At 61.0% G+C, this 17823-nt stretch carries 17 protein-coding genes and 1 pseudogene; 10 read left to right on the top strand and 8 right to left on the bottom strand.

Going from position 1 to position 17823, the window contains the following annotated elements; translation table 11 throughout:
- Positions 1-121: 121 nt before the first annotated feature.
- The 4 genes from WN982_RS32935 (at position 122) to WN982_RS32920 (ending at position 3651) form a co-directional block, all read left to right on the top strand.
- The gene (locus WN982_RS32935; RefSeq protein ID WP_341319598.1) at positions 122-310 is read left to right on the top strand and encodes a hypothetical protein; all 189 of its coding nucleotides are present in this window, start codon (positions 122-124) and stop codon (positions 308-310) included.
- 24 nt (positions 311-334) lie between these two features.
- Positions 335-1582, top strand: coding sequence for a formyl-CoA transferase (gene frc, locus WN982_RS32930; protein WP_341316203.1), 1248 nt, complete (start codon positions 335-337; stop codon positions 1580-1582).
- A gap of 269 nt (positions 1583-1851) precedes the next feature.
- The gene (locus WN982_RS32925) at positions 1852-2670 is read left to right on the top strand and encodes a fumarylacetoacetate hydrolase family protein (protein WP_341319493.1); all 819 of its coding nucleotides are present in this window, start codon (positions 1852-1854) and stop codon (positions 2668-2670) included.
- Positions 2671-2727: 57 nt separating this feature from the next.
- Positions 2728-3651 (top strand): NAD(P)(+) transhydrogenase (Re/Si-specific) subunit beta, encoded by a 924-nt coding sequence (locus WN982_RS32920; protein WP_341316202.1) that lies wholly within the window; start codon positions 2728-2730, stop codon positions 3649-3651.
- A 206-nt stretch (positions 3652-3857) separates the two neighbouring features.
- Here WN982_RS32920 and WN982_RS32915 read toward each other — a convergent pair whose 3' ends face one another.
- Positions 3858-4805, bottom strand: coding sequence for a LysR family transcriptional regulator (locus tag WN982_RS32915; RefSeq protein WP_341319492.1), 948 nt, complete (start codon positions 4803-4805; stop codon positions 3858-3860).
- A 372-nt stretch (positions 4806-5177) separates the two neighbouring features.
- Between WN982_RS32915 and oxlT the strand changes: the two genes are divergently transcribed.
- The 3 genes from oxlT to WN982_RS32900 all read left to right on the top strand — a co-directional run bounded on the left by oxlT (position 5178) and on the right by WN982_RS32900 (position 9060).
- Positions 5178-6518: an oxalate/formate MFS antiporter gene (gene oxlT, locus WN982_RS32910; RefSeq protein WP_341316201.1), complete on the top strand. Its 1341-nt coding sequence runs from the start codon at positions 5178-5180 to the stop codon at positions 6516-6518.
- Between the two features lie 30 nt (positions 6519-6548).
- A complete protein-coding gene (locus WN982_RS32905; RefSeq protein ID WP_341316200.1) occupies positions 6549-7532 on the top strand; it encodes a LysR family transcriptional regulator in 984 nt (327 codons plus the stop codon).
- A gap of 76 nt (positions 7533-7608) precedes the next feature.
- Positions 7609-9060, top strand: coding sequence for an aldehyde dehydrogenase family protein (locus WN982_RS32900; RefSeq protein ID WP_341316199.1), 1452 nt, complete (start codon positions 7609-7611; stop codon positions 9058-9060).
- A gap of 94 nt (positions 9061-9154) precedes the next feature.
- Here the strand turns inward: WN982_RS32900 and WN982_RS32895 are convergent, their stop codons facing one another.
- The 4 genes from WN982_RS32895 to WN982_RS32880 all read right to left on the bottom strand — a co-directional run bounded on the left by WN982_RS32895 (position 9155) and on the right by WN982_RS32880 (position 13511).
- On the bottom strand, positions 9155-10132 hold the full coding sequence (locus tag WN982_RS32895) for a 2-dehydropantoate 2-reductase (RefSeq protein WP_341316198.1): 978 nt from the start codon (positions 10130-10132) through the stop codon (positions 9155-9157).
- Between the two features lie 275 nt (positions 10133-10407).
- Positions 10408-11028, bottom strand: a complete 621-nt coding sequence (locus WN982_RS32890; protein ID WP_341316197.1) for a LysE family translocator — start codon at positions 11026-11028, stop codon at positions 10408-10410.
- Between the two features lie 109 nt (positions 11029-11137).
- Entirely contained in the window at positions 11138-11677 is a 540-nt protein-coding gene (locus WN982_RS32885) for a hypothetical protein (protein ID WP_341316196.1), read from the bottom strand.
- A 1249-nt stretch (positions 11678-12926) separates the two neighbouring features.
- Positions 12927-13511, bottom strand: a complete 585-nt coding sequence (locus WN982_RS32880; RefSeq protein ID WP_341319491.1) for a YigZ family protein — start codon at positions 13509-13511, stop codon at positions 12927-12929.
- Positions 13512-13981: 470 nt separating this feature from the next.
- On the opposite strand from WN982_RS32880, the gene WN982_RS32875 reads away from it, so the two are divergent.
- Positions 13982-14608 (top strand): LysE family translocator, encoded by a 627-nt coding sequence (locus WN982_RS32875; RefSeq protein ID WP_341316195.1) that lies wholly within the window; start codon positions 13982-13984, stop codon positions 14606-14608.
- A gap of 56 nt (positions 14609-14664) precedes the next feature.
- Here the strand turns inward: WN982_RS32875 and WN982_RS32870 are convergent, their stop codons facing one another.
- Complete coding sequence (locus tag WN982_RS32870) at positions 14665-15033, bottom strand: hypothetical protein (RefSeq protein ID WP_341316194.1); 369 nt, start codon at positions 15031-15033, stop codon at positions 14665-14667.
- 355 nt (positions 15034-15388) lie between these two features.
- Here WN982_RS32870 and WN982_RS32865 point away from each other — a divergent pair.
- Positions 15389-15960: pseudogene (locus WN982_RS32865) on the top strand (2-hydroxychromene-2-carboxylate isomerase).
- Between the two features lie 34 nt (positions 15961-15994).
- Here the strand turns inward: WN982_RS32865 and WN982_RS32860 are convergent.
- On the bottom strand, positions 15995-16672 hold the full coding sequence (locus tag WN982_RS32860; RefSeq protein ID WP_341316193.1) for a TetR/AcrR family transcriptional regulator: 678 nt from the start codon (positions 16670-16672) through the stop codon (positions 15995-15997).
- A 67-nt stretch (positions 16673-16739) separates the two neighbouring features.
- Here WN982_RS32860 and WN982_RS32855 point away from each other — a divergent pair, with 67 nt between their 5' ends.
- Positions 16740-17378: a glutathione binding-like protein gene (locus WN982_RS32855; RefSeq protein WP_341316192.1), complete on the top strand. Its 639-nt coding sequence runs from the start codon at positions 16740-16742 to the stop codon at positions 17376-17378.
- 16 nt (positions 17379-17394) lie between these two features.
- On the opposite strand, the gene WN982_RS32850 is transcribed toward WN982_RS32855, so the two are convergent.
- A complete protein-coding gene (locus tag WN982_RS32850) occupies positions 17395-17652 on the bottom strand; it encodes a DUF2866 domain-containing protein (RefSeq protein ID WP_341316191.1) in 258 nt (85 codons plus the stop codon).
- Positions 17653-17823 lie beyond the last annotated feature (171 nt).

Below are 17823 nucleotides of genomic sequence, written 5' to 3'. Positions count from 1 at the left end.
GAATGTGATATATCACATACCGTATGTACCCAGGCCAGCCAGACTTCCGCAGTGGCGGGTGTCATCGAAGCGGGCGCGTCCGTCGACAACCGTTGCACAACCGATTGACCAGGAGACGACCATGTCTGCAGTTGTTTCATCCCTGAATCCCGCCACGAGCAGCACGAAGGCCGAAGACACGCTCAAGCAGAAGTCCCGCAATGCCGGCGTCGTGCCGGGCGGGCATCGGGTTGCGAAGGCGCTGAAAAACGAAGGGGTCGACCCGCGCGAATACGCGCCGGGCACGAAGAACCTGACCATATACAAGTAAGACGCACACTTCAGGAGACACGACATGGGCAAAGCACTCGACGGCGTGCGCATTCTCGATTTCACGCACGTGCAATCGGGTCCGACCTGCACACAACTGCTCGCATGGTTCGGAGCGGATGTGATCAAGGTGGAGCGGGCCGGTGCGGGCGACATCACGCGTGAGCAACTGCGCGATATCCCTGACGTGGACAGCTTGTACTTCACGATGCTCAACCACAATAAGCGCTCAGTCACGATCGACACGAAGAACCCGGAAGGCAAACAGGTTCTCGAAGCGCTGATCCAGACATGCGACGTGCTGGTGGAGAACTTCGCACCGGGCGCGCTGGACCGGATGGGCTTCACGTGGGAGCGGATTCAGGCGTTGAATCCGCGCATGATCGTCGCATCGGTGAAGGGTTTCGGCCCTGGGCCCTATGAGGACTGCAAGGTCTACGAGAATGTCGCGCAGTGCGCGGGCGGTGCGGCCTCGACCACCGGTTTCGACGACGGGCCGCCAGTGGTGAGCGGCGCGCAGATCGGTGACAGCGGCACCGGATTGCATCTGGCGCTCGGTATCGTCACGGCGTTATATCAGCGTACAAGCACCGGGCGCGGCCAGCGCGTACTCGCTGCGATGCAGGACGGCGTGCTCAACCTGTGCCGCGTGAAGTTGCGCGACCAGCAGCGGCTCGAACGCACTGGCACGATGAAGGAGTATCCGCAATATCCGAACGGGACGTTCGGTGAAGCGGTGCCGCGCGCGGGCAACGCGTCGGGCGGTGGTCAGCCGGGCTGGATTCTGAAGTGCAAGGGCTGGGAAACGGACCCGAACGCGTATATCTACTTCATCACGCAGGCGCCGGTGTGGGCAAAAATCTGCAACGTGATCGGCAAGGAAGAGTGGGCCACCGATCCCGACTATGCGACGCCCGCCGCGCGCCTGCCGCATCTGAAGGACATCTTCGCGGAGATCGAGCGCTGGACCATGACCAAGACCAAGTTCGAGGCCATGGCAATCCTTAACAAGTACGACATTCCGTGCGGACCGATTCTGTCGATGAAGGAAATCGCCGAAGAGCCGTCGCTGCGTAAAACCGGAACGATTGTCGAAGTGGATCATCCGTTGCGCGGCAAGTATCTGACGGTTGGCAATCCTATCAAACTGTCGGATAGCCCAACCGAAGTCAAGCGTTCGCCGCTGCTCGGCGAGCATACCGACGAGGTGATGGCCGAACTCGGCTATTCGCCCGAGCAGATCAGCGCATTGCGCACGGCCGGCGCGATTTAGGCGCACAGAAACATCGTGGCACGCCGCTAACCGCAAAGCTTGGCGCGGAGCCGGGCGGCGCCTTGCGAATCCGTATTGGAGACAGCAGGACATGGCATACGAAGATTCGCTCTCGCTGAAAGAGCGGCGCGGCATCGCGCATACGCCGGATAGCCACGCGCAAGCTACGCATTTGATTTGATTTGATGCATCAAGCAGGTGACGGCGTGATTTCCCTCACAGCAATCGAACGCGAAGAGGATCGCGCCAAAGCGCTTAAGGAGCGACGTATGGATACGTGGATGCGGTTCATGTCGAACGACGGCGGCATTGTGTTCGGCCGGGTCGAAGGTGGCTATTTGCATGAGTACGCGAGTTTCGATCAGCCGGTGCCGACCGGCGCGGTGTTGTCGACTCGCGCGTTGACGCCGCTTGCGCCTTGCGCGCCGGGCAAGATCGTCGCGCTCTGGAATAACTTTCACGCGCTGGCGGCGAAGCTCGACAAGCCGGTGCCGGCGCATCCGCTGTTTTTGCTGAAGCCGGCGGGTTCGGTGATCGGCTCGGGCGAACCGATCCTGCGCCCGCTCGGCTATGCGGGCAAGATCGCCTACGAAGGCGAACTTGGAATCGTGATCGGGCGGCGCTGCCGCGATGCGAGCGTTGAACAGGCCGCTCAATCGATCTTCGGCTACACGCTTGTCAACGATGTGACCGCAGCCGATCTGTTGAACGAAAATCCGCACTTCCCGCAATGGTGCCGCGCAAAGGGCTTCGATACGTTTTGTTGTATCGGACCTTCGATCGTCTCGGGTTTCGACTGGCGCCAGGCACGTCTCGTGACGATGCTCGACGGTGTGGAGCGGCAGAACTATCCGCTCGCCGATATGGTTTTTTCGCCGGCCGAGCAGGTCAGTCTGATATCGCAGGACCTGACGCTCGAGCCGGGTGATGTGATCGCATGCGGTACCTCGATTGGCGTGGGCTCGATCAAGGATGGCTCGACGGTGACGATCACGATCGACGGGATCGGCTCGCTCAGCAATACGTTGACTGCCGCGCGCGAGGTGGCGGCATCGGCTGCATCGGAAGCCGCCGCAACCGCTGTCTGAATTGAACTGAATCTGGTTCGGTCTGGTTCCATTACATCGCGACACGGAGGAGCACGCATGCCGCAAGTGTCTGACAGTATCGCGTGGATGGGCGTCGGCTTTCTGCTGGCTGGCGGCCTGGCGGTTGTGCTGGCCGCTGTCGGGCAACTGCCGCTTGCGCGGCGCGCGCCGCGTCGGCCGTTCTGGCACGCCGGGCTATTGGCTGCCGCGCTTGCCGGGCTGCTTGCGGCGGGTATCGGCGCGAGCGGCGGCGTGGTGACTGCTGCCGTGGCGGGCGCCGGGCTCGGCGCCTGGCTGGTGCGGCGGCGCGATTTGATGACGCGACGGCCCCGGCTTGTCGCACTGCTTGGCAGTTGCGTTGGGCTCGCGGCGATGGCTGGCGGTTTTACGCGTTACGTGCAATCGGCGCTGTCATCTGCAGCGCAGGCCGATGTCGAGCGTATCGAGTTGTATGCCGCGGTATTCATCGGCGCGTTGATCTTCGCGACGTCGGCGATCGCCTTTTGCAAACTACGCGGCTTGCTGAACACGAAGCATGCGAGCACGTCGGCGCACCCGGGCCATCGCCTCGTCAATCTACTGGCGCTGCTGCTGTGTGGATGGCTCGGCTACGGCTTTGTCACCGAACAGGCGCAGCCGTTCGGACTCGCTGCGCTGCTCGCGATGAGCGCGCTGGCTGCTGCGTTAGGCGCGCATCTGATGGCGAGCCGTGAGTATTCCAACGGTCATGGCGTCCGCGCTTATGCATTTGCGGGGCGTTGCCACGGACTCGTACCGGCACACACGGACCTGCTCGCGCGCATCGAATGGCACGGTGGCGACGAGCAAGCGTGGATGCTGCGCGAGAAGACGCCGGGCATGGTGCGCACCGCGGCATACCGGCATGGCCACCGCTGGCACAGCGGTAGTCACAAAGGCGAGCATAAGCGTGCCTGCGCCCGCTACCGTTCGACTCATCGCGCGACGCGTCTTCGAACATGAATACCCCGACGCGTGGAACGGCAAGCAGAGCGGCTGGCGAGTTACAGCCGCTCGGCGGCCCGCCGGAGCGAACTGGCTGTATTACCGCGCTTTCTTGTGCAAGATCAGTTGCGCGAGAAAGCGTGAGAACTGACGAGAGAACTCACTTGCAGCATGGAAGTGCTGATCAATTCGAAATAGTTAAAGTTTTATTGGACTTCCATAGCCTACTGCTTATACACGCTCAATTCCTTCACGCGCGTGATTTTCTCGATCAGGTTCGCGCCTTCCTCCATCAGGAAGCGTTTGAAGGCAACCGCAACGGGCGGCAGACGCTTGTTCTTCCGATGCACGACATACCAATTGAGCATGACCGGAAAACCCTCGACGTCGAGTACCACGAGATGGCCGACCTGCAGTTCGAGGCTGATGGTATGCGCGGACAGAAAGGCGATGCCCATGCCGGCGATCACGGCCTGCTTGATCGTTTCGGTGCTCTTGATCTCCATCGCGATGTTCAGATTGGTGAGCCGGCCGGCGAAGCCTTCTTCCATCGAATTCCATGTGTCCGAGCCGCGTTCGCGCACGATAAAGGCCTCGTTGGCCAACTGGCTCATCTTGATGTTGCGCTTGTTCGCGAGCGGATGCGTCGGCGCCGCCACGATCACGTAAGGGTGCGGCGCGAACGGTTCGTTGGTTGCGTCGGTTTCGTGCGGCGGGCGCACCATGACCGCGAGATCCGTCTGATTGGTGGCGAGTTGATGCAGCAGTTCCTCGCGATTGTGCACCGCGAGATTCAGCACCACGCCCGAGTAGCGCCGCGTGAATTCAGCCAGCAGGCGCGGAAAGAAGTAGTCGCCGGCGCTGATCACCGCGACGTTCAGCTTGCCGCCGGAGACGCCCTTGAGCTGACTCATCGCTTCGTCGACTTCGTGGAACTGCTGGATGATCGCGCGGCTGTAGTGGAGCATCTCGGTGCCGGCCGGGGTGAGATAGATTTTCTTGCCCAGTTGTTCGAACAGCGGCAGCCCCGCGTGCTCCTCGAGTTGCCGGACCTGGGTGGAGACGGCGGGCTGCGTCAGATGCAATTCTTCCGCCGCGCGCGAGAAGCTCAGGTGGCGCGCCACCGTTTCGAAAACCTTCAGTTGTCGCAGAGTCGCATTGCGCATCGTCATGGCCGGTGTATAAGCAAACATGAATCAACATAATAACAAACTTTAATTATTAGTAATTCAGCATTGACCCTAGCATGAGTCTGTATAAGAAAGCGGAATTGACGGCGTCTAACCCGGGTTAACGCCTGGTTTGCTGGCACGGCGGGGGAGCCGGCCAGTTGCGGAAATGGCGCCGATTCGTCATTGATCTGAATAAAGAACTGGTTGAGAAAAGTGAGAGTTGAGTTAGCCAGTTGTTAAATAACCGAATTAAAGACGCAAATATTAAATATTCCCGAACGGCAAGGCTTTCCGGGTCATAACCATAGGGTGAGCTGTATACAGCACGGCGTTTTGGCCGGCTGCACTAAATAGATAGCGGAGACAAGGCTCATGGACGATTTCACTCAGCAGACCACAGCCCGCGTATTCTGGGCGAACCGTTGGTGGCAACTCGTCATCGGCATGATGTGCATGGCGTTGGTGGCCAATCTGCAGTACGCATGGACGTTGTTCGTCACGCCGATGAACGCGCGGCATCACTGGGGCGAAGCATCGATTCAACTCGCCTTCGCTATCTTTATCCTGACTGAAACGTGGCTTGTGCCGGTCGAGGGCTGGCTGGTCGACAAGTTCGGGCCGCGCCCGGTCGTCGCCGGCGGCGCGGTATGTGCCGGCCTCGCATGGGTCATCAATTCGTATGCGACGACGTTGCCGATGCTGTATGTGTCGGCGGTCATCGCGGGGATCGGCGCGGGCGGTGTGTACGGCACTTGCGTCGGCAATGCATTGAAGTGGTTTCCCGATCGCCGTGGTCTCGCTGCGGGTTTGACCGCCGCCGGCTTCGGCGCCGGCGCGGCAGTGACGGTGATTCCAATCGCCAATATGATTACGCGCTCGGGTTATGAGCACACTTTCTTCTTCTTCGGCATCCTGCAAGGCGTATCCATTCTCCTGCTCGCGCTGATGTTGAAGAAGCCGAATTTGCGCCAGGCTCCTGCGCCCAAAAAGAAATTCGCGGTGACCAAGGTCGATTACACGCCGGGCCAGATGATCAGGACGCCGGTGTTCTGGGTGATCTACGTGTCGTTCGTCGCAGTGGCGGCCGGCGGCCTGATGGCGACCGCGCAAATCGGACCGATCGCGAAAGACTGGGGACTTGCGCGCATCCCGATGACGATGTTCGGCATGACCTTGCCGCTGCTCACGATGACGCTCTCGATCGACAATATCTGCAACGGTTTTACGCGCCCGCTGTGCGGCTTTATCTCCGACAAGCTCGGCCGCGAAAACACCATGTTCGTGATCTTCATCGGCGAGGGCGTCGCGTTGCTCGGCCTGATGCGATACGGCACCAATCCGTATGCGTTCATGACTTTCGCGGCGCTGATATTCCTGTTCTGGGGCGAAATCTTCTCGATCTTTCCCGCGATCTGCGCCGATACCTTCGGCAGCAAATATGCAGCGGCCAATGCGGGCACCTTGTACACCGCGAAGGGCACGGCTTCGTTGCTGGTGCCGATTGCTTCGGTGTTGTCGGCCACTGGCGGCTGGAGCCTCGTCTTTATCGTCTCCGCGGTCGTGACGATTGCGGCGGGCATCTCGGCGAAGTTCATTCTCGCGCCAATGCGTTCGCGCTGGATCGAGTCGCATAATGAGCCTCAAGGCGTGCTGGCTGTTTCGGGCAGCAAGAGCTCGCCGCTCAGTCACTGGCCGGAGCAGACGGGTGAGTAGAGCGAGTCGCCCACACCCGGCAGCTACGTTATGAACGTTTCGCTGCAGCAACTCAAGGTGTTTGTCGCGGTCGCGCGCGAACGGAGCTTCACGCGCGCGGCCCGCGAGTTCGATCTGACGCAATCGGCGGTGAGCCGCTGCGTGCGCGAACTCGAAGACACCGTCGAGTTGAAACTGTTCGACCGCACCACACGCCAGGTAGAACTGACCCATGTGGGCGCCAGCCTCGAGCGGCGCATTGGCCGCTTGCTCGACGAAATCGAGCTGACGCTGCGCGAAGGGCGCGCCGCGTATGACGGACACACCGGCGTGGTGGTCCTGGCGAGCAATCCGGTGTTGTCGTCGAGTTGGGTGGCGGAAGGGCTCGCGCGTTGTGCGGCGGCTTTTCCTGAGTTGATCGTCTCCGTCAAGGATCAACCGCAAAGCGGCGTGCTCGCGAGTGTCGAGCAAGGCGAAGTCGACTTCGGGGTGGTGTCGGTGGCCGAACCTCTGGCCGGTGACCTGTTGCACGCTCAAGTGGTTTTCACGACGCCGCTGCACGTGGTCATGCCGCATACGCATCCGCTTGCGCGGCATGCGAGCGTCGCATGGAGCGCGTTGCAGGAGTGGGCGCTCGTTACGTTGAACGCCGACGCGGGTGTGCGCGCCGCGCTCGACCTGGCCTTCAGCGCGCATGGCTTGAAACGGCGGCCGGTGCAGGAACCCGGACATGTGGCGGCCGTGCTGCGCATGATCGAACTGGGCCTCGGCATCGGCGTTCTACCCATCGACGCACATTGGCCCGCGCTTCGCGCGCCGCTAGTGAGCCGGCCGCTGGTTCCCGAAATGAACCTGACGACAATGCTCGTACATCGTCGCAACCGCTCCCTCAGACCTGACGCCGCGGCAGCCTGGGCGCAGTTCGCCATGCCCGCCGGCGCGCCTTCGAACGCCGCAGGCGCGGCACCGTCCACTACGCACGAATTCGCATCGCCGGCCGCGTCGCCTGGCGGCGCGGTACTGCACGGGCCCTAGGCACCGGCCTTGGCCTTGGCCCCAGCGGGTCCGCTGCCATTCGGTCCAGGCTACATCTCATTCGAGGAGCTTCATGATGGAAACTGAAACCGGCCTAAGGCGCCATGATTTGCTGATCGACGGCAAGCGCTTGCCGCCCGGCACCGGCGAATATTCCGTCGACATCAACCCGGCCACCGAAGAGCCGATCGCCTTGGTCGCGCAAGGCAGCGTTGCCGATGTCGATACCGCGGTGCATGCGGCGCGCGCCGCGCTGAAAGTGTGGAACGCGCTACGTGCGGTCGAGCGTGGCCGCATTCTCGCCCGTATGGCCGGCCTGATGCGCGCGAATCTGGAAGAGCTCGCCGCGCTCGAAAGCCTCGACGCCGGCAAGCCGATCTCCGCGGTGATGCGCCAGGACATTCCGGCGGCGATCGATACGCTCGAATACTACGCAGGCTGGTGCGACAAGATCAACGGCCAGGTGGTGCCGGTACGGCCCGATGCGCTGACCTACACGCTGCGCGAACCGGTCGGCGTGGTCGCCGCGATCGTGCCGTGGAATTTCCCGATGATGATCGGCATGTGGAAGATCGCGCCCGCGCTCGCGTGCGGCTGCACGGTGATCGTCAAACCCGCCGAGATCACGCCGCTCACCGCGCTGCGCATCGGCGAACTCGCGCTGGAAGCGGGCGTGCCGCCGGGCGTGCTGAATATCGTCACCGGCAAGGGGCGTGTGGTCGGCGATGCGCTGGTCGCACATCCGGGCGTCGACAAGGTGACGTTCACCGGCTCGCCTTCGGTGGGGCGCGGCATTCTGCAAGGCGCGGCCGGCAACTTCAAGCGCGTCACGCTGGAACTCGGCGGCAAGTCGGCCAACCTGATCTTTGCGGATGCGAATCTCGACAATGCGGTGCGGGCGGCGGCGTCGGGGATTTTCTTCAACACTGGCCAGGTGTGTTCGGCGGGTTCGCGCATTCTCGCGCATCGCGATGTGTACGACGAGGTCGTCGAGCGCCTGGCGGCGCGTGCGAAGTCGATCAAGGTCGGCGATCCGGCGGAACGTGAGACCTCGATGGGGCCGCTCATTTCGGCCGCGCAGATGAAGACCGTGCTCGGTTATGTCGAAACCGGCCGGGCCGAAGGGGCCTCGCTCGTGACCGGCGGCGCGCGAGTAGGGGAGCGCGGCTTCTTCGTCGAACCGACGGTGTTCGCCAACGTCGAGCACGAAATGCGCATTTCGCAAGAGGAGATCTTCGGGCCGGTGGCGAGTGTGATCCGCTTTGACGACGAAGCCGACGCGGTGCGTATCGCAAACGGCACGCTGTACAGCCTCGCGGCGGGTGTCTGGAGCGCGGACATCGGCCGTGTGCATCGCGTCGCGCGTGACTTGCGGGCGGGGACGGTGTGGATCAACACTTACGGCTATACCGACGTGCGCTTGCCGTGGGGCGGCTCCGGCGACTCGGGCTTCGGCCGCGAGCACGGCGACGTCGCGATTGAAAACTTCACCGAGCCGAAGGCGGTGTGGCTCGCGATCGATCAATAGCGATGTTAAAAAAGGATCGAACGCCCTGGCGTTCGATCCTTTCTTCCCGCGTATCCCTCACATCCCGCCTATCGTCGCAAAGAAGCGGTCAATCTCAAGCGCCCTGCAATGCCATCCGCTCGCGCAGCTTGACCAGAGCGAGCACGACGTCGATGGACGGCGTCGGTTCGGCAACGAGGCGGCCCATTTCCTGGACCACCGTCAGCAACGGATCGATTTCCATCGGACGTCTGTTTTCCAGATCGACCAGCGTCGAGGTCTTATGTGCGCCGACCGCGCCCGCACCGTCGATCCGTTTTTCCACATCGACGCGAAAGTGCACGCCGAATTGATCCGCGATGCGTTTGGCTTCAAGCATCATCGTGCGTGATACCGCGCGCGTGCCGGGATCGCTGGTGAGCACGTCGAGCGTGGCGTGCGTCAACGCGCTGATCGGATTGAAGCACAGGTTGCCCCACAGCTTGAGCCAGATTTCATCGCGGATATTGTCGCGGATGGGTGCATCGAAACCCGCCGCCTGCATGATCTCATGCAACTGCTGAATACGCGGCGTGCGCTCGCCGCTCGGCTCGCCGATCGGGAATTTCTTGCCGTACACGTGTTTGATGACGCCCGGCTCGACGATTTCCGCGGCAGGATAGAGCACACAGCCGATCGCGCGTTCGGGGCCGAGTTTCGTCCATTGGCTGCCGTCCGGATCGATGCTGGCGAGACGCGTGCCGGCGAATTTGCCGCCATGCTGATAGAAGTACCAGTAGGGAATGCCGTTGACGCCCGTGACGATCGCCGTGTGCTTGCCGAGCAGCGGCTGCATTGCGTCGACCACGCCGGGCAGCGAGTGCGCCTTCAGCGTGATGATGACGAAGTCCTGCGCGCCGAGTTCGCGCGGGTCGGACGTGCAGCGCACCGGCGCGCTGAAAGTCTCGCCGTCCATCTGCAGGCGCGCGCCGTGTTCGCGCATCGCCGCGAGATGCGCGCCGCGCGCGACGAAGCTCACGTCCGCACCCGCGCGAGCCAGTTGCACGCCCATCAAACCACCAATCGCTCCTGCGCCGAAGATACAGATCTTCATGATGTCGCCCCTGTGACTATGAGAAGTCGCTTGCCCGTTGCCGCGCATCGCCATGCCGCGTCGGCGGGTCATTGTTCGAGAATAGGGGGGGAGATGGATTGATGATAGTTAAAGTTTCTCGGGTCGAGCATAAGCTATCGTTTATGCATGCACCGATGTGGCCGACTGACCGGACGTGTTTCAGGAAGCGGCTGCATTGCATGGCAATGCGCGCCTCGCCGGGGTGTCGCCAGGCAGATCGTTTGGTAACCTTAGTATTTTTCTTTTCGCGCGTGCTATGTGCGTCGTACCAGCAGAAAGCTCACTCCGATCGCTGCCAGAAACGCCCCGCAGCAGCGGTTGAACCAGCGGCGAACTTTCGCGCGAACCAGCCATTTCCCGAGGTGCATGCCAGCCCAGGAGTAAAGCGCGATAGCCACCCATTCGAGCACCAGAAAGCTCGCACCCAGCACGGTGAACTGCGGCAGCATCGGCTTGGCGATATCGACGAACTGCGGCAAAAACGCGGTGAAGACCAGAATTGCCTTCGGATTGCCTGCGGCCACCAGGCACTCCTGCCGCGCGATCCGCCATAGCGACGCATCGTCCTGCTGCATCGTATCGATGGCGGGGGCGTCGCTGCGCCATAACTGGATCGCCAGCCAGATCAGATAGGCGGCGCCAGCCAGTTTGATCACGAGAAAAAACCATTCGGATGCGTGCAGCACGACGGCGAGACCGGTCGCGGCCAGCACCAGCATCAGCGCGAACGCGACGAGCCGGCCGGTGCCGCCCAGGAATGCCGTCATGAAACCGTGCTGCGCGGCGACATTGATCGATAGCAGATTGTTCGGGCCAGGCGCGAGATTGATCGCGAAGCAGGCAGGCAGAAAGAACAGCCAGGCGGTGAGTGACATGACGGCTCGCACGAAAAGGGGATGATCGGACGTGCGAGGCGGCGGGCACCCGGCGCACGTTTATCCGATTGTAGCGAAATGCCGGGTCGTACCGATTTGGCCTGTCTGTTCAATTCACCGATTTGACGAAACCCGGATCGCCGATCAAGGCATCGACGCTCAGCTTGACCGTGTCCTCGATAGCAATGGTATTGCTGGTGAACTTGGGTGACTTCTGCCGGACCGTTTTAGTGGTCGAAAACACAACCTTCCGGGTAGTGGCATCGGTGACGACGTAGCGCATTTTCAGTGTCCAGAACGCCGGCGAACGTGCGTCGTCCACGGTGAAATCCTCGATGCTGCCGCTCAGTATCTTTTTGCCTTCGGTGAGGTGAAAGCCGGCGATCTGCAAGCGGCTCACGATACCGTTGCGTACCGCTTCATTGATATCGTTTTTTAGCACGATGCCGGTCATCGCCGTGTTTTCGATCCGATTCGGCGATACGCGCCCGCTGCTCGCCGGCACGTAGGCGAAGTCGCGGGCCGGGGCGACGCTGAGCCAGCCTGTTGGGTGGACCGCCGCGCGTGGCGGGCTATTCAGGCCGAACCACGACCATGAACATGCGGACAGCATCAACGGCAGTGCGACGGCGCCGCAGCCCTTGAGCACAGTGGATCTCAGGGGCGGACGAGTGGGGCTGAGCGATTGCAGCAGAGATAGGCTCTGGTGCGGCGACTCAGACGCTGTGCGGGAAAAAGCGGCAGTCGATTTCAGAGGAGGTGCCTTTTAAATTGACGCGTATTCGAAAACGGCGGCCGGTCATAGGGTGAGATAACGCATGCGAGCCGGGTTCGCGGAGCCTCCTCGGCGCTTTCGTGAACCCATACGGGCATGTGATATCGCTGTACAGGACAGCATGGTAACAGTGAGGCGCTGTCGTGAAATTTCTTGGCGTGGCCTAAGGGTGAGGATTTTCAATGTGCCTTGCTTTGTTTGCATGCTCGGCGCTTTTTGTCTGTGTGCCTGCGGTGGTGGGTTTTCCTTGATCTTGTTTGCCTTCGCGGCGCTTATGCTCTGTGTGCCTGCGGGGTTGGCCTTTCCTTGATTTGTTAGTGGTCTATTAGCTTCGCCCCTGTGCGGGGCAGGCACTTACTTTCTTTGCCGCCGCAAAGAAAGTAAGCAAAGAAAGCGGCTTCACACCGCTAACCCTTAAGCGGGTCCCCTAGCTTGGAGGAGGCAGTGGAGCATCTGGAATCGGTGTTCTCGCACATTCGGCGTGAGTGACAAGGCAGTCATACTTCCGGCGGCGCTGCGCGCGCCGACGCGGTACTTCACAAAACCATCTGCCATTTTCGCGTCAACGTTTTGCCTGGTAAGGTGGCCCGCATTTGCGTGGATCTGTAGCGATCGGCGCGTACCTTTCTCAATACCGCAGCAGCCTCTGCATCTCGCCGAATTACCGCCGGGCGTCACTTTTCCGCAAACCGCCTCGGCGCGTCGCCGAGGCGAAGCCGATGGCCCCCGCCAAACCAAAACGAAGCCCCTGGTTTCGCTTGCAGACCGTTCCGGCGAGCATGCAGTGCGAGGCGGAAAGAATGATGCGGGAAGCGCATACGTTCAATCGGTGTTGGGAAGTACCGCTGCGGCGCGCGCAGCGTCGCCGGAAGTATGACTGCCTTGTCACTCACGCCGAATGTGCGAGGGCACCGATTCCAGATGCTCCACTGCCTCCTCCAAGCCGCGGGACCCGCTTAAGAATTAGCGGTGTGAAGCGGCTTTCTTTGCTTACTTTCTTTGCGGCGGCAAAGAAAGTAAGTGCCTGCCCCGCACAGGGGCGACGCTAATAGACCACTAAGAAATCAAGGAAAGGCCAACACCATAGGCGTACAGCCAAAAGCGCCGCGTAGGCAAAAAAAAATCAAAAAAACCCAGCTTTCCCCTGAGTCATATCCACCAACTCCCGCCGAGCGTCATCAACGGCATTAACCGGCAACCGTACAGTCACCCGCACTAACATCCCATAAACACTCTCCACCAACCCATACCCTTGAGCCTCGATCCATCTCCGTACTTTCGCCTCATCGCCATACCCAACCTCGACGGTCAGCATAACCTGCGCAACCCGCTCCACCCTCGGTGCATCCAGCAAAGCCGAAGCGATAGCATCGGTATAAGCCCGCACTAACCCGCCGGCGCCCAGTTTCACTCCACCGTAATACCTCACGACGGCCGCCAGCACGCCGTCCAGATCATGGTGCCGCAATACTTCGAGAATCGGTCTGCCTGCCGTCCCGGACGGCTCGCCATCGTCGGACATGCCTGACTGGCCGCCCGCCAGCAACGCCCAGCACACATGCGTCGCGGCAGGATGCTCCTCGCGCAGGCGACGCAATTCGGCCATCGCGGCGTCGCGGTCGGCGACCGGTATCGCATGCGCAATAAAACGGCTCTTGCGAATCTCGAGTTCCGCGGTCAGCGCCGCAGGCAATGTATAAGTGGGCAAGGCAAAGACTTCGGTTGATGAAAAAATCCAGGACGCACACGCTCCTGTATCCGCAATGGTAACGGATAGGCAATACATAGGCGGCGTATCACCCATGCAAGGCCGCCTCGCCGCGATTCTCGCTGATTCGGTAACGGTCTCTTGCGAAGTGACGCAGTGACGTAGAACACTGCTCGCAGCATAATCATGGACGTGGCGAATCGAGCTCCCGGCTGGGGCGAAACCAGACTCCTCATCTGGTGGTTCGTCACGCTTTCCCCGCTTTTTGCACATTGCGCACACACCGGCGCGCGTGACGGTTTCCTCGCGGTGTCTTCACAGTCTCCACGCATAATCGTAAGAGACGTCCCAACACGTTCGCGCGCCGCGCAAATCCAAACTTCATGTGTTCGTCTACAATCATTGGCTGAACGCGCGTCCAGATTGTCATCTGAAGTCATCGGAAGACAGCGCGTCACCAAGGAGACGACATGCTTGATCTTTCAACACTAGGGACGTTCGTTGCCGTCGTACTAGGGCTGTTTCTGATTCCCGGTCCAGCAGTACTGCTGGTTTTGACGCGCACCGTGCATGGCGGTCGAAAGGCGGGCATTCTCACCGGCCTTGGCGTTGCGGTTGGCGATTTCATTCATGCGCTAGGCGCATCGGTCGGACTGTCGGCGCTGTTGATGACTTCCGCACTCGCCTTCAATGCCGTCAAATTCGTCGGCGCCGCGTACCTCGTCTATCTGGGCATTCGCGCGTTGCGCGAAAAGCAGGCGGGCACGCATATGCCGGCAGTCGCGCCCGTGTCGGCTTCCAAAGCCTTTTTTCAGGCGATTCCCGCTGAAGTGTTGAACCCCAAGACGGCGCTGTTTTTCCTCGCGTTCCTGCCGCAGTTCGTCCATCCCGAGCATGGTTCTTCATTCCTGCAGTTCGCGACGCTCGGACTGATCTTCGTTGGCATGAGCGCGATTTATACAACGCTCATCGTGTTGACCATTCGTCCGTTGGGCAAACTCGTCAAACGCTTGACGTGGCTTAGCCGCTGGCAGAACAAGATCATCGGCGTGCTGTTCATTTCGCTCGGGCTGCGCGTAGCGACGCAAACGCGCTGACTCTGTCGTTCTGATCCAGCCGCGCGCCAGCCCGTTTTATGCGGCCTGCGATGCAGCTAGATGTTTCGGCGCTGCCGTCTCAAGCGGCCTTCTCGCGCGTACTCCATCTGGCCTTGCGTGCGGACGGCCAGCCGCTCCTGTTCGGCACGGCTCATCTGTCGCGTATCGTCGATGTCGCCGACGCGCAGCACTTCCTGTGCGATCCGTATGCGCAGCGTCATCAGCGGTTCGCCGCGTTCGACCAATGCGCGATCCGTCGCGCGTGCCTGCTGGACGCCGGCGTCGATCAGGTTGCGCAACTCCAGCAGCGTGAGCCGCTGGCGCTGGACCTCGAGAATCAGCCGCTGGACGGCCTGCTCGTCGCGGGTGCGCCACCAGGCGCGCAGTTCGGCGAGCGTCGGCGGGTCAAAAGAGGGAAGGCGCATTAGTCAGACGAAAATACTGTATATATGTACAGTATATCCCGTCTTTTTACGGAAACGCGTACGCGGTGCTCGAGCGCTTGCAATCCCTCGGGACGGGCGGAGCGCGATAGAGGTTCAGGAAAGCGCGAGCATGATCGTCGTGGAGATGACGATGATGAACAGACACGTGGCAATCAGGACGTCATACGGATAGCTCATGGCACAACCATAAACGTGGTGGGCGGATGGGCCATCATAGGCAGAATAATTTCCTGCGACTGTTAACCATTGCAAAAAGCGCATTGCAATACTGAATGAAGAGCATCCCGAACTATTGAACGCGATATCGCGCTGCGTAGGAATCAGAGAGGCGAAAATGAATGACGCTGTGTTGTCTTCCGTGAATGCCGGTGCGTCCGAAATCGAGTTCTGGTTCGACTTCGGCAGCGTCCCTTTTTGCTCGGACCGATCCTCCGAGCTCTCGGTTTCGCCAACTCGCCGTTCGTGTTGCAGAAGGAGAAGGGTGCCTACGTGTGGAAAGACATGGAACGGCAGTGCCGCAAATACGGCCTCGCATGGACGCGCCCGACGACTTTTCCACGTACCGCGTTGCTGGCGACGCGCGTGGCGCTGCTTGGCGCGGACCAACGCTGGATAGCCGCGTACTGCCGCAACATCATGCAACTGAATTTCGCACTCGACCGCGATATAGGCTCAATCGAAGTGGTGAGCGAGGCGCTCGGCGAATTGGGTTTGCCCGCGCAGCAGATCATCGCCGACGCGCAAAGCGACGCCAACAAATTGCGCCTGCGCGAACAGACGGCAGCGGCCGCGGCCAAAGGCATCTTCGGCGCGCCGACGTTCTTTGCCGGCGATGAAATGTTTTGGGGCAACGATCGTCTGGACGACGCATTGGCGTATTTTGATTCGACCACAACGCCCGGTTAATTTCTAACGCATCCGTTTTTCGCCGGCGCCACCCTTACCCGGCGCGCCTCTTCGCTGCGGCTTTGCCCGCCGACGCAGGCGATTCTCCCGCGCCGCCGCATATCAGCGCCACACCCGCGACGGCTGTCGCCCGCAGCGACGCGCGCGAATCGCCCGCGCGGGCGCGCAGCGCGAGGCTGTGCAGAATCGCTGACGCGATCTTCGCGAGCAGCGCAGGTTCGGCATCCGCTTGCAGTTCGCCTTGGATCTGTGCCAGCTTGAAGCGCTTCTCGAAGGTCTTGTCGTAGGTCCGCAGTCCTTCGGCAAGTGCAGCGCGTACCTCGGCGTCATCCACCGCTTCGACCGCGGCCGTGCCGATCATGAAGCAGCCGAGCTGATCGCTGCCCGCCGGCAAATACCACGCGAGCGCGCCGTCATAAACGCGCAGCAGTGCTTGCGGCAATGGCAGATCTTCGCCGAGCGCGTCAACCATCGCGAGGCGGCCGGCCTCGATATAGCGCTCGAGCGTCGTCAGATATAACGCGTGTTTGTCGCCGAATGCCCCGTACAGGCTCGGCCGGTTCATGCCGGTCGCGGCGCTCAATTGATCCAGAGAGGTGCCCGCATAGCCGCTGCGCCAGAACACGTTTCTCGCATCGGCGAGCGCCTGGTCGGAATCATAGGCCCGAGGGCGTCCACGTGGACGCAGTTCTTTTTTTGTACTGGTCGGCATAAAAATTATGGAAAAAGTGATTTATATGCAATATAGTACAAAAACACTAACCACAGGGAGTTGACTCATGGATCTGTACTTCTCTCCACTTGCTTGTTCGATGGCTACCCGGATCTCGTTGTATGAGACAGGGGCACAGGCCGGATTCATTCAGGTCGATACGAAATCGAAGCAGCTGTCTGACGGTTCCGACTTCTATCCGATCAGCCCGCTCGGGCAGGTGCCGGTGCTGCGTACCGATGAAGGCTGGCTGTTGAGCGAAAACACGGCGATCCTGCCGTACGTGGCCGACCGTTTTCCGGCCGCGCGGCTCGCGCCGGCCGCGGGCACGCCGCAGCGCGCGCGGTTGCAACAATGGCTGGGTTTTATCAGTACGGAATTGCACAAGGCGGTGTTCGTTCCGCTGCTCGATGAGCACGCGCCGGAGGATGTGAAGCGTTATGCGCGCGACAAGGCCGCATTGCGGCTAGGTGTCCTGCAGAATCATGTCGCGCAAAACGAGTACCTGCTCGACGCTTTCAGCGTGGGCGACGCCTATCTGGTCACCGTGCTGAACTGGGCGTCTTACGGCGGCATCGATCTGTCGCAATGGCCGGCGGTCGCTGATTACTACAAGCGGTTGATGCAACGGCCGAGCGTCGCGAAAGCGGTGGCGGAGGAGTTCGCGCTGTATCGCGAAGAACTGGCCAAACGCGCGAAAAACTGAATGGGCGAGTGCGGGGCTACTCGTCGCCTTGCTGGCAAAACCGGCGCCCCGGAATGTGCGATACGACCGCCTGAGCGATTTCAAGTGGCGTGCTTTCCGCGGGCACCACGCGGCGACTCGATTCTGGCGTGTGTTTCATGGTCCATTCGACGAGCCTGTACGAGCGTCCCCAAGGGTGCTGCAATGGGTCCGAGACCTTGCACGAGTGGATCTGACGTACCCAGTCGTTGCCGGGCATGGCGCGCAGATGCTCGAATACCGTGTCTTCAACCATTGTTTGACTCCTTCTTCGCAGGCATGCGATCTTTCGGCGCGTCGGCGACACCCCGGAGAAAAAAACGCCGCCGATGTTTTGGCGGCTCAACAGGGGATGTTGGGTGCCATAGTTACAGGTAAGAATTAAGCCAAACTTAAGATCGCATGTAAAAGCGCTGCGACGCTTCGA

Source organism: Paraburkholderia sp. IMGN_8 (genome assembly GCF_038050405.1).
Lineage (GTDB): Bacteria > Pseudomonadota > Gammaproteobacteria > Burkholderiales > Burkholderiaceae > Paraburkholderia.
Note: the sequence above shows the minus strand (reverse complement) of the source record. Positions and strands in the feature narration are given on the sequence as shown.

Coding starts and splice junctions, on each gene's coding strand:
- WN982_RS32900 (WP_341316199.1), top strand. CDS start 7,609: ATGGAAACTGAAACCGGCCTAAGGCGCCATGATTTGCTGATCGACGGC.
- frc (WP_341316203.1), top strand. CDS start 335: ATGGGCAAAGCACTCGACGGCGTGCGCATTCTCGATTTCACGCACGTG.
- WN982_RS32925 (WP_341319493.1), top strand. CDS start 1,852: ATGGATACGTGGATGCGGTTCATGTCGAACGACGGCGGCATTGTGTTC.
- oxlT (WP_341316201.1), top strand. CDS start 5,178: ATGGACGATTTCACTCAGCAGACCACAGCCCGCGTATTCTGGGCGAAC.
- WN982_RS32870 (WP_341316194.1), bottom strand. CDS start 15,033: ATGCGCCTTCCCTCTTTTGACCCGCCGACGCTCGCCGAACTGCGCGCC.
- WN982_RS32905 (WP_341316200.1), top strand. CDS start 6,549: ATGAACGTTTCGCTGCAGCAACTCAAGGTGTTTGTCGCGGTCGCGCGC.
- WN982_RS32890 (WP_341316197.1), bottom strand. CDS start 11,028: ATGTCACTCACCGCCTGGCTGTTCTTTCTGCCTGCCTGCTTCGCGATC.
- WN982_RS32855 (WP_341316192.1), top strand. CDS start 16,740: ATGGATCTGTACTTCTCTCCACTTGCTTGTTCGATGGCTACCCGGATC.
- WN982_RS32850 (WP_341316191.1), bottom strand. CDS start 17,652: ATGGTTGAAGACACGGTATTCGAGCATCTGCGCGCCATGCCCGGCAAC.
- WN982_RS32935 (WP_341319598.1), top strand. CDS start 122: ATGTCTGCAGTTGTTTCATCCCTGAATCCCGCCACGAGCAGCACGAAG.
- WN982_RS32860 (WP_341316193.1), bottom strand. CDS start 16,672: ATGCCGACCAGTACAAAAAAAGAACTGCGTCCACGTGGACGCCCTCGG.
- WN982_RS32915 (WP_341319492.1), bottom strand. CDS start 4,805: ATGACGATGCGCAATGCGACTCTGCGACAACTGAAGGTTTTCGAAACG.
- WN982_RS32920 (WP_341316202.1), top strand. CDS start 2,728: ATGCCGCAAGTGTCTGACAGTATCGCGTGGATGGGCGTCGGCTTTCTG.
- WN982_RS32895 (WP_341316198.1), bottom strand. CDS start 10,132: ATGAAGATCTGTATCTTCGGCGCAGGAGCGATTGGTGGTTTGATGGGC.
- WN982_RS32875 (WP_341316195.1), top strand. CDS start 13,982: ATGCTTGATCTTTCAACACTAGGGACGTTCGTTGCCGTCGTACTAGGG.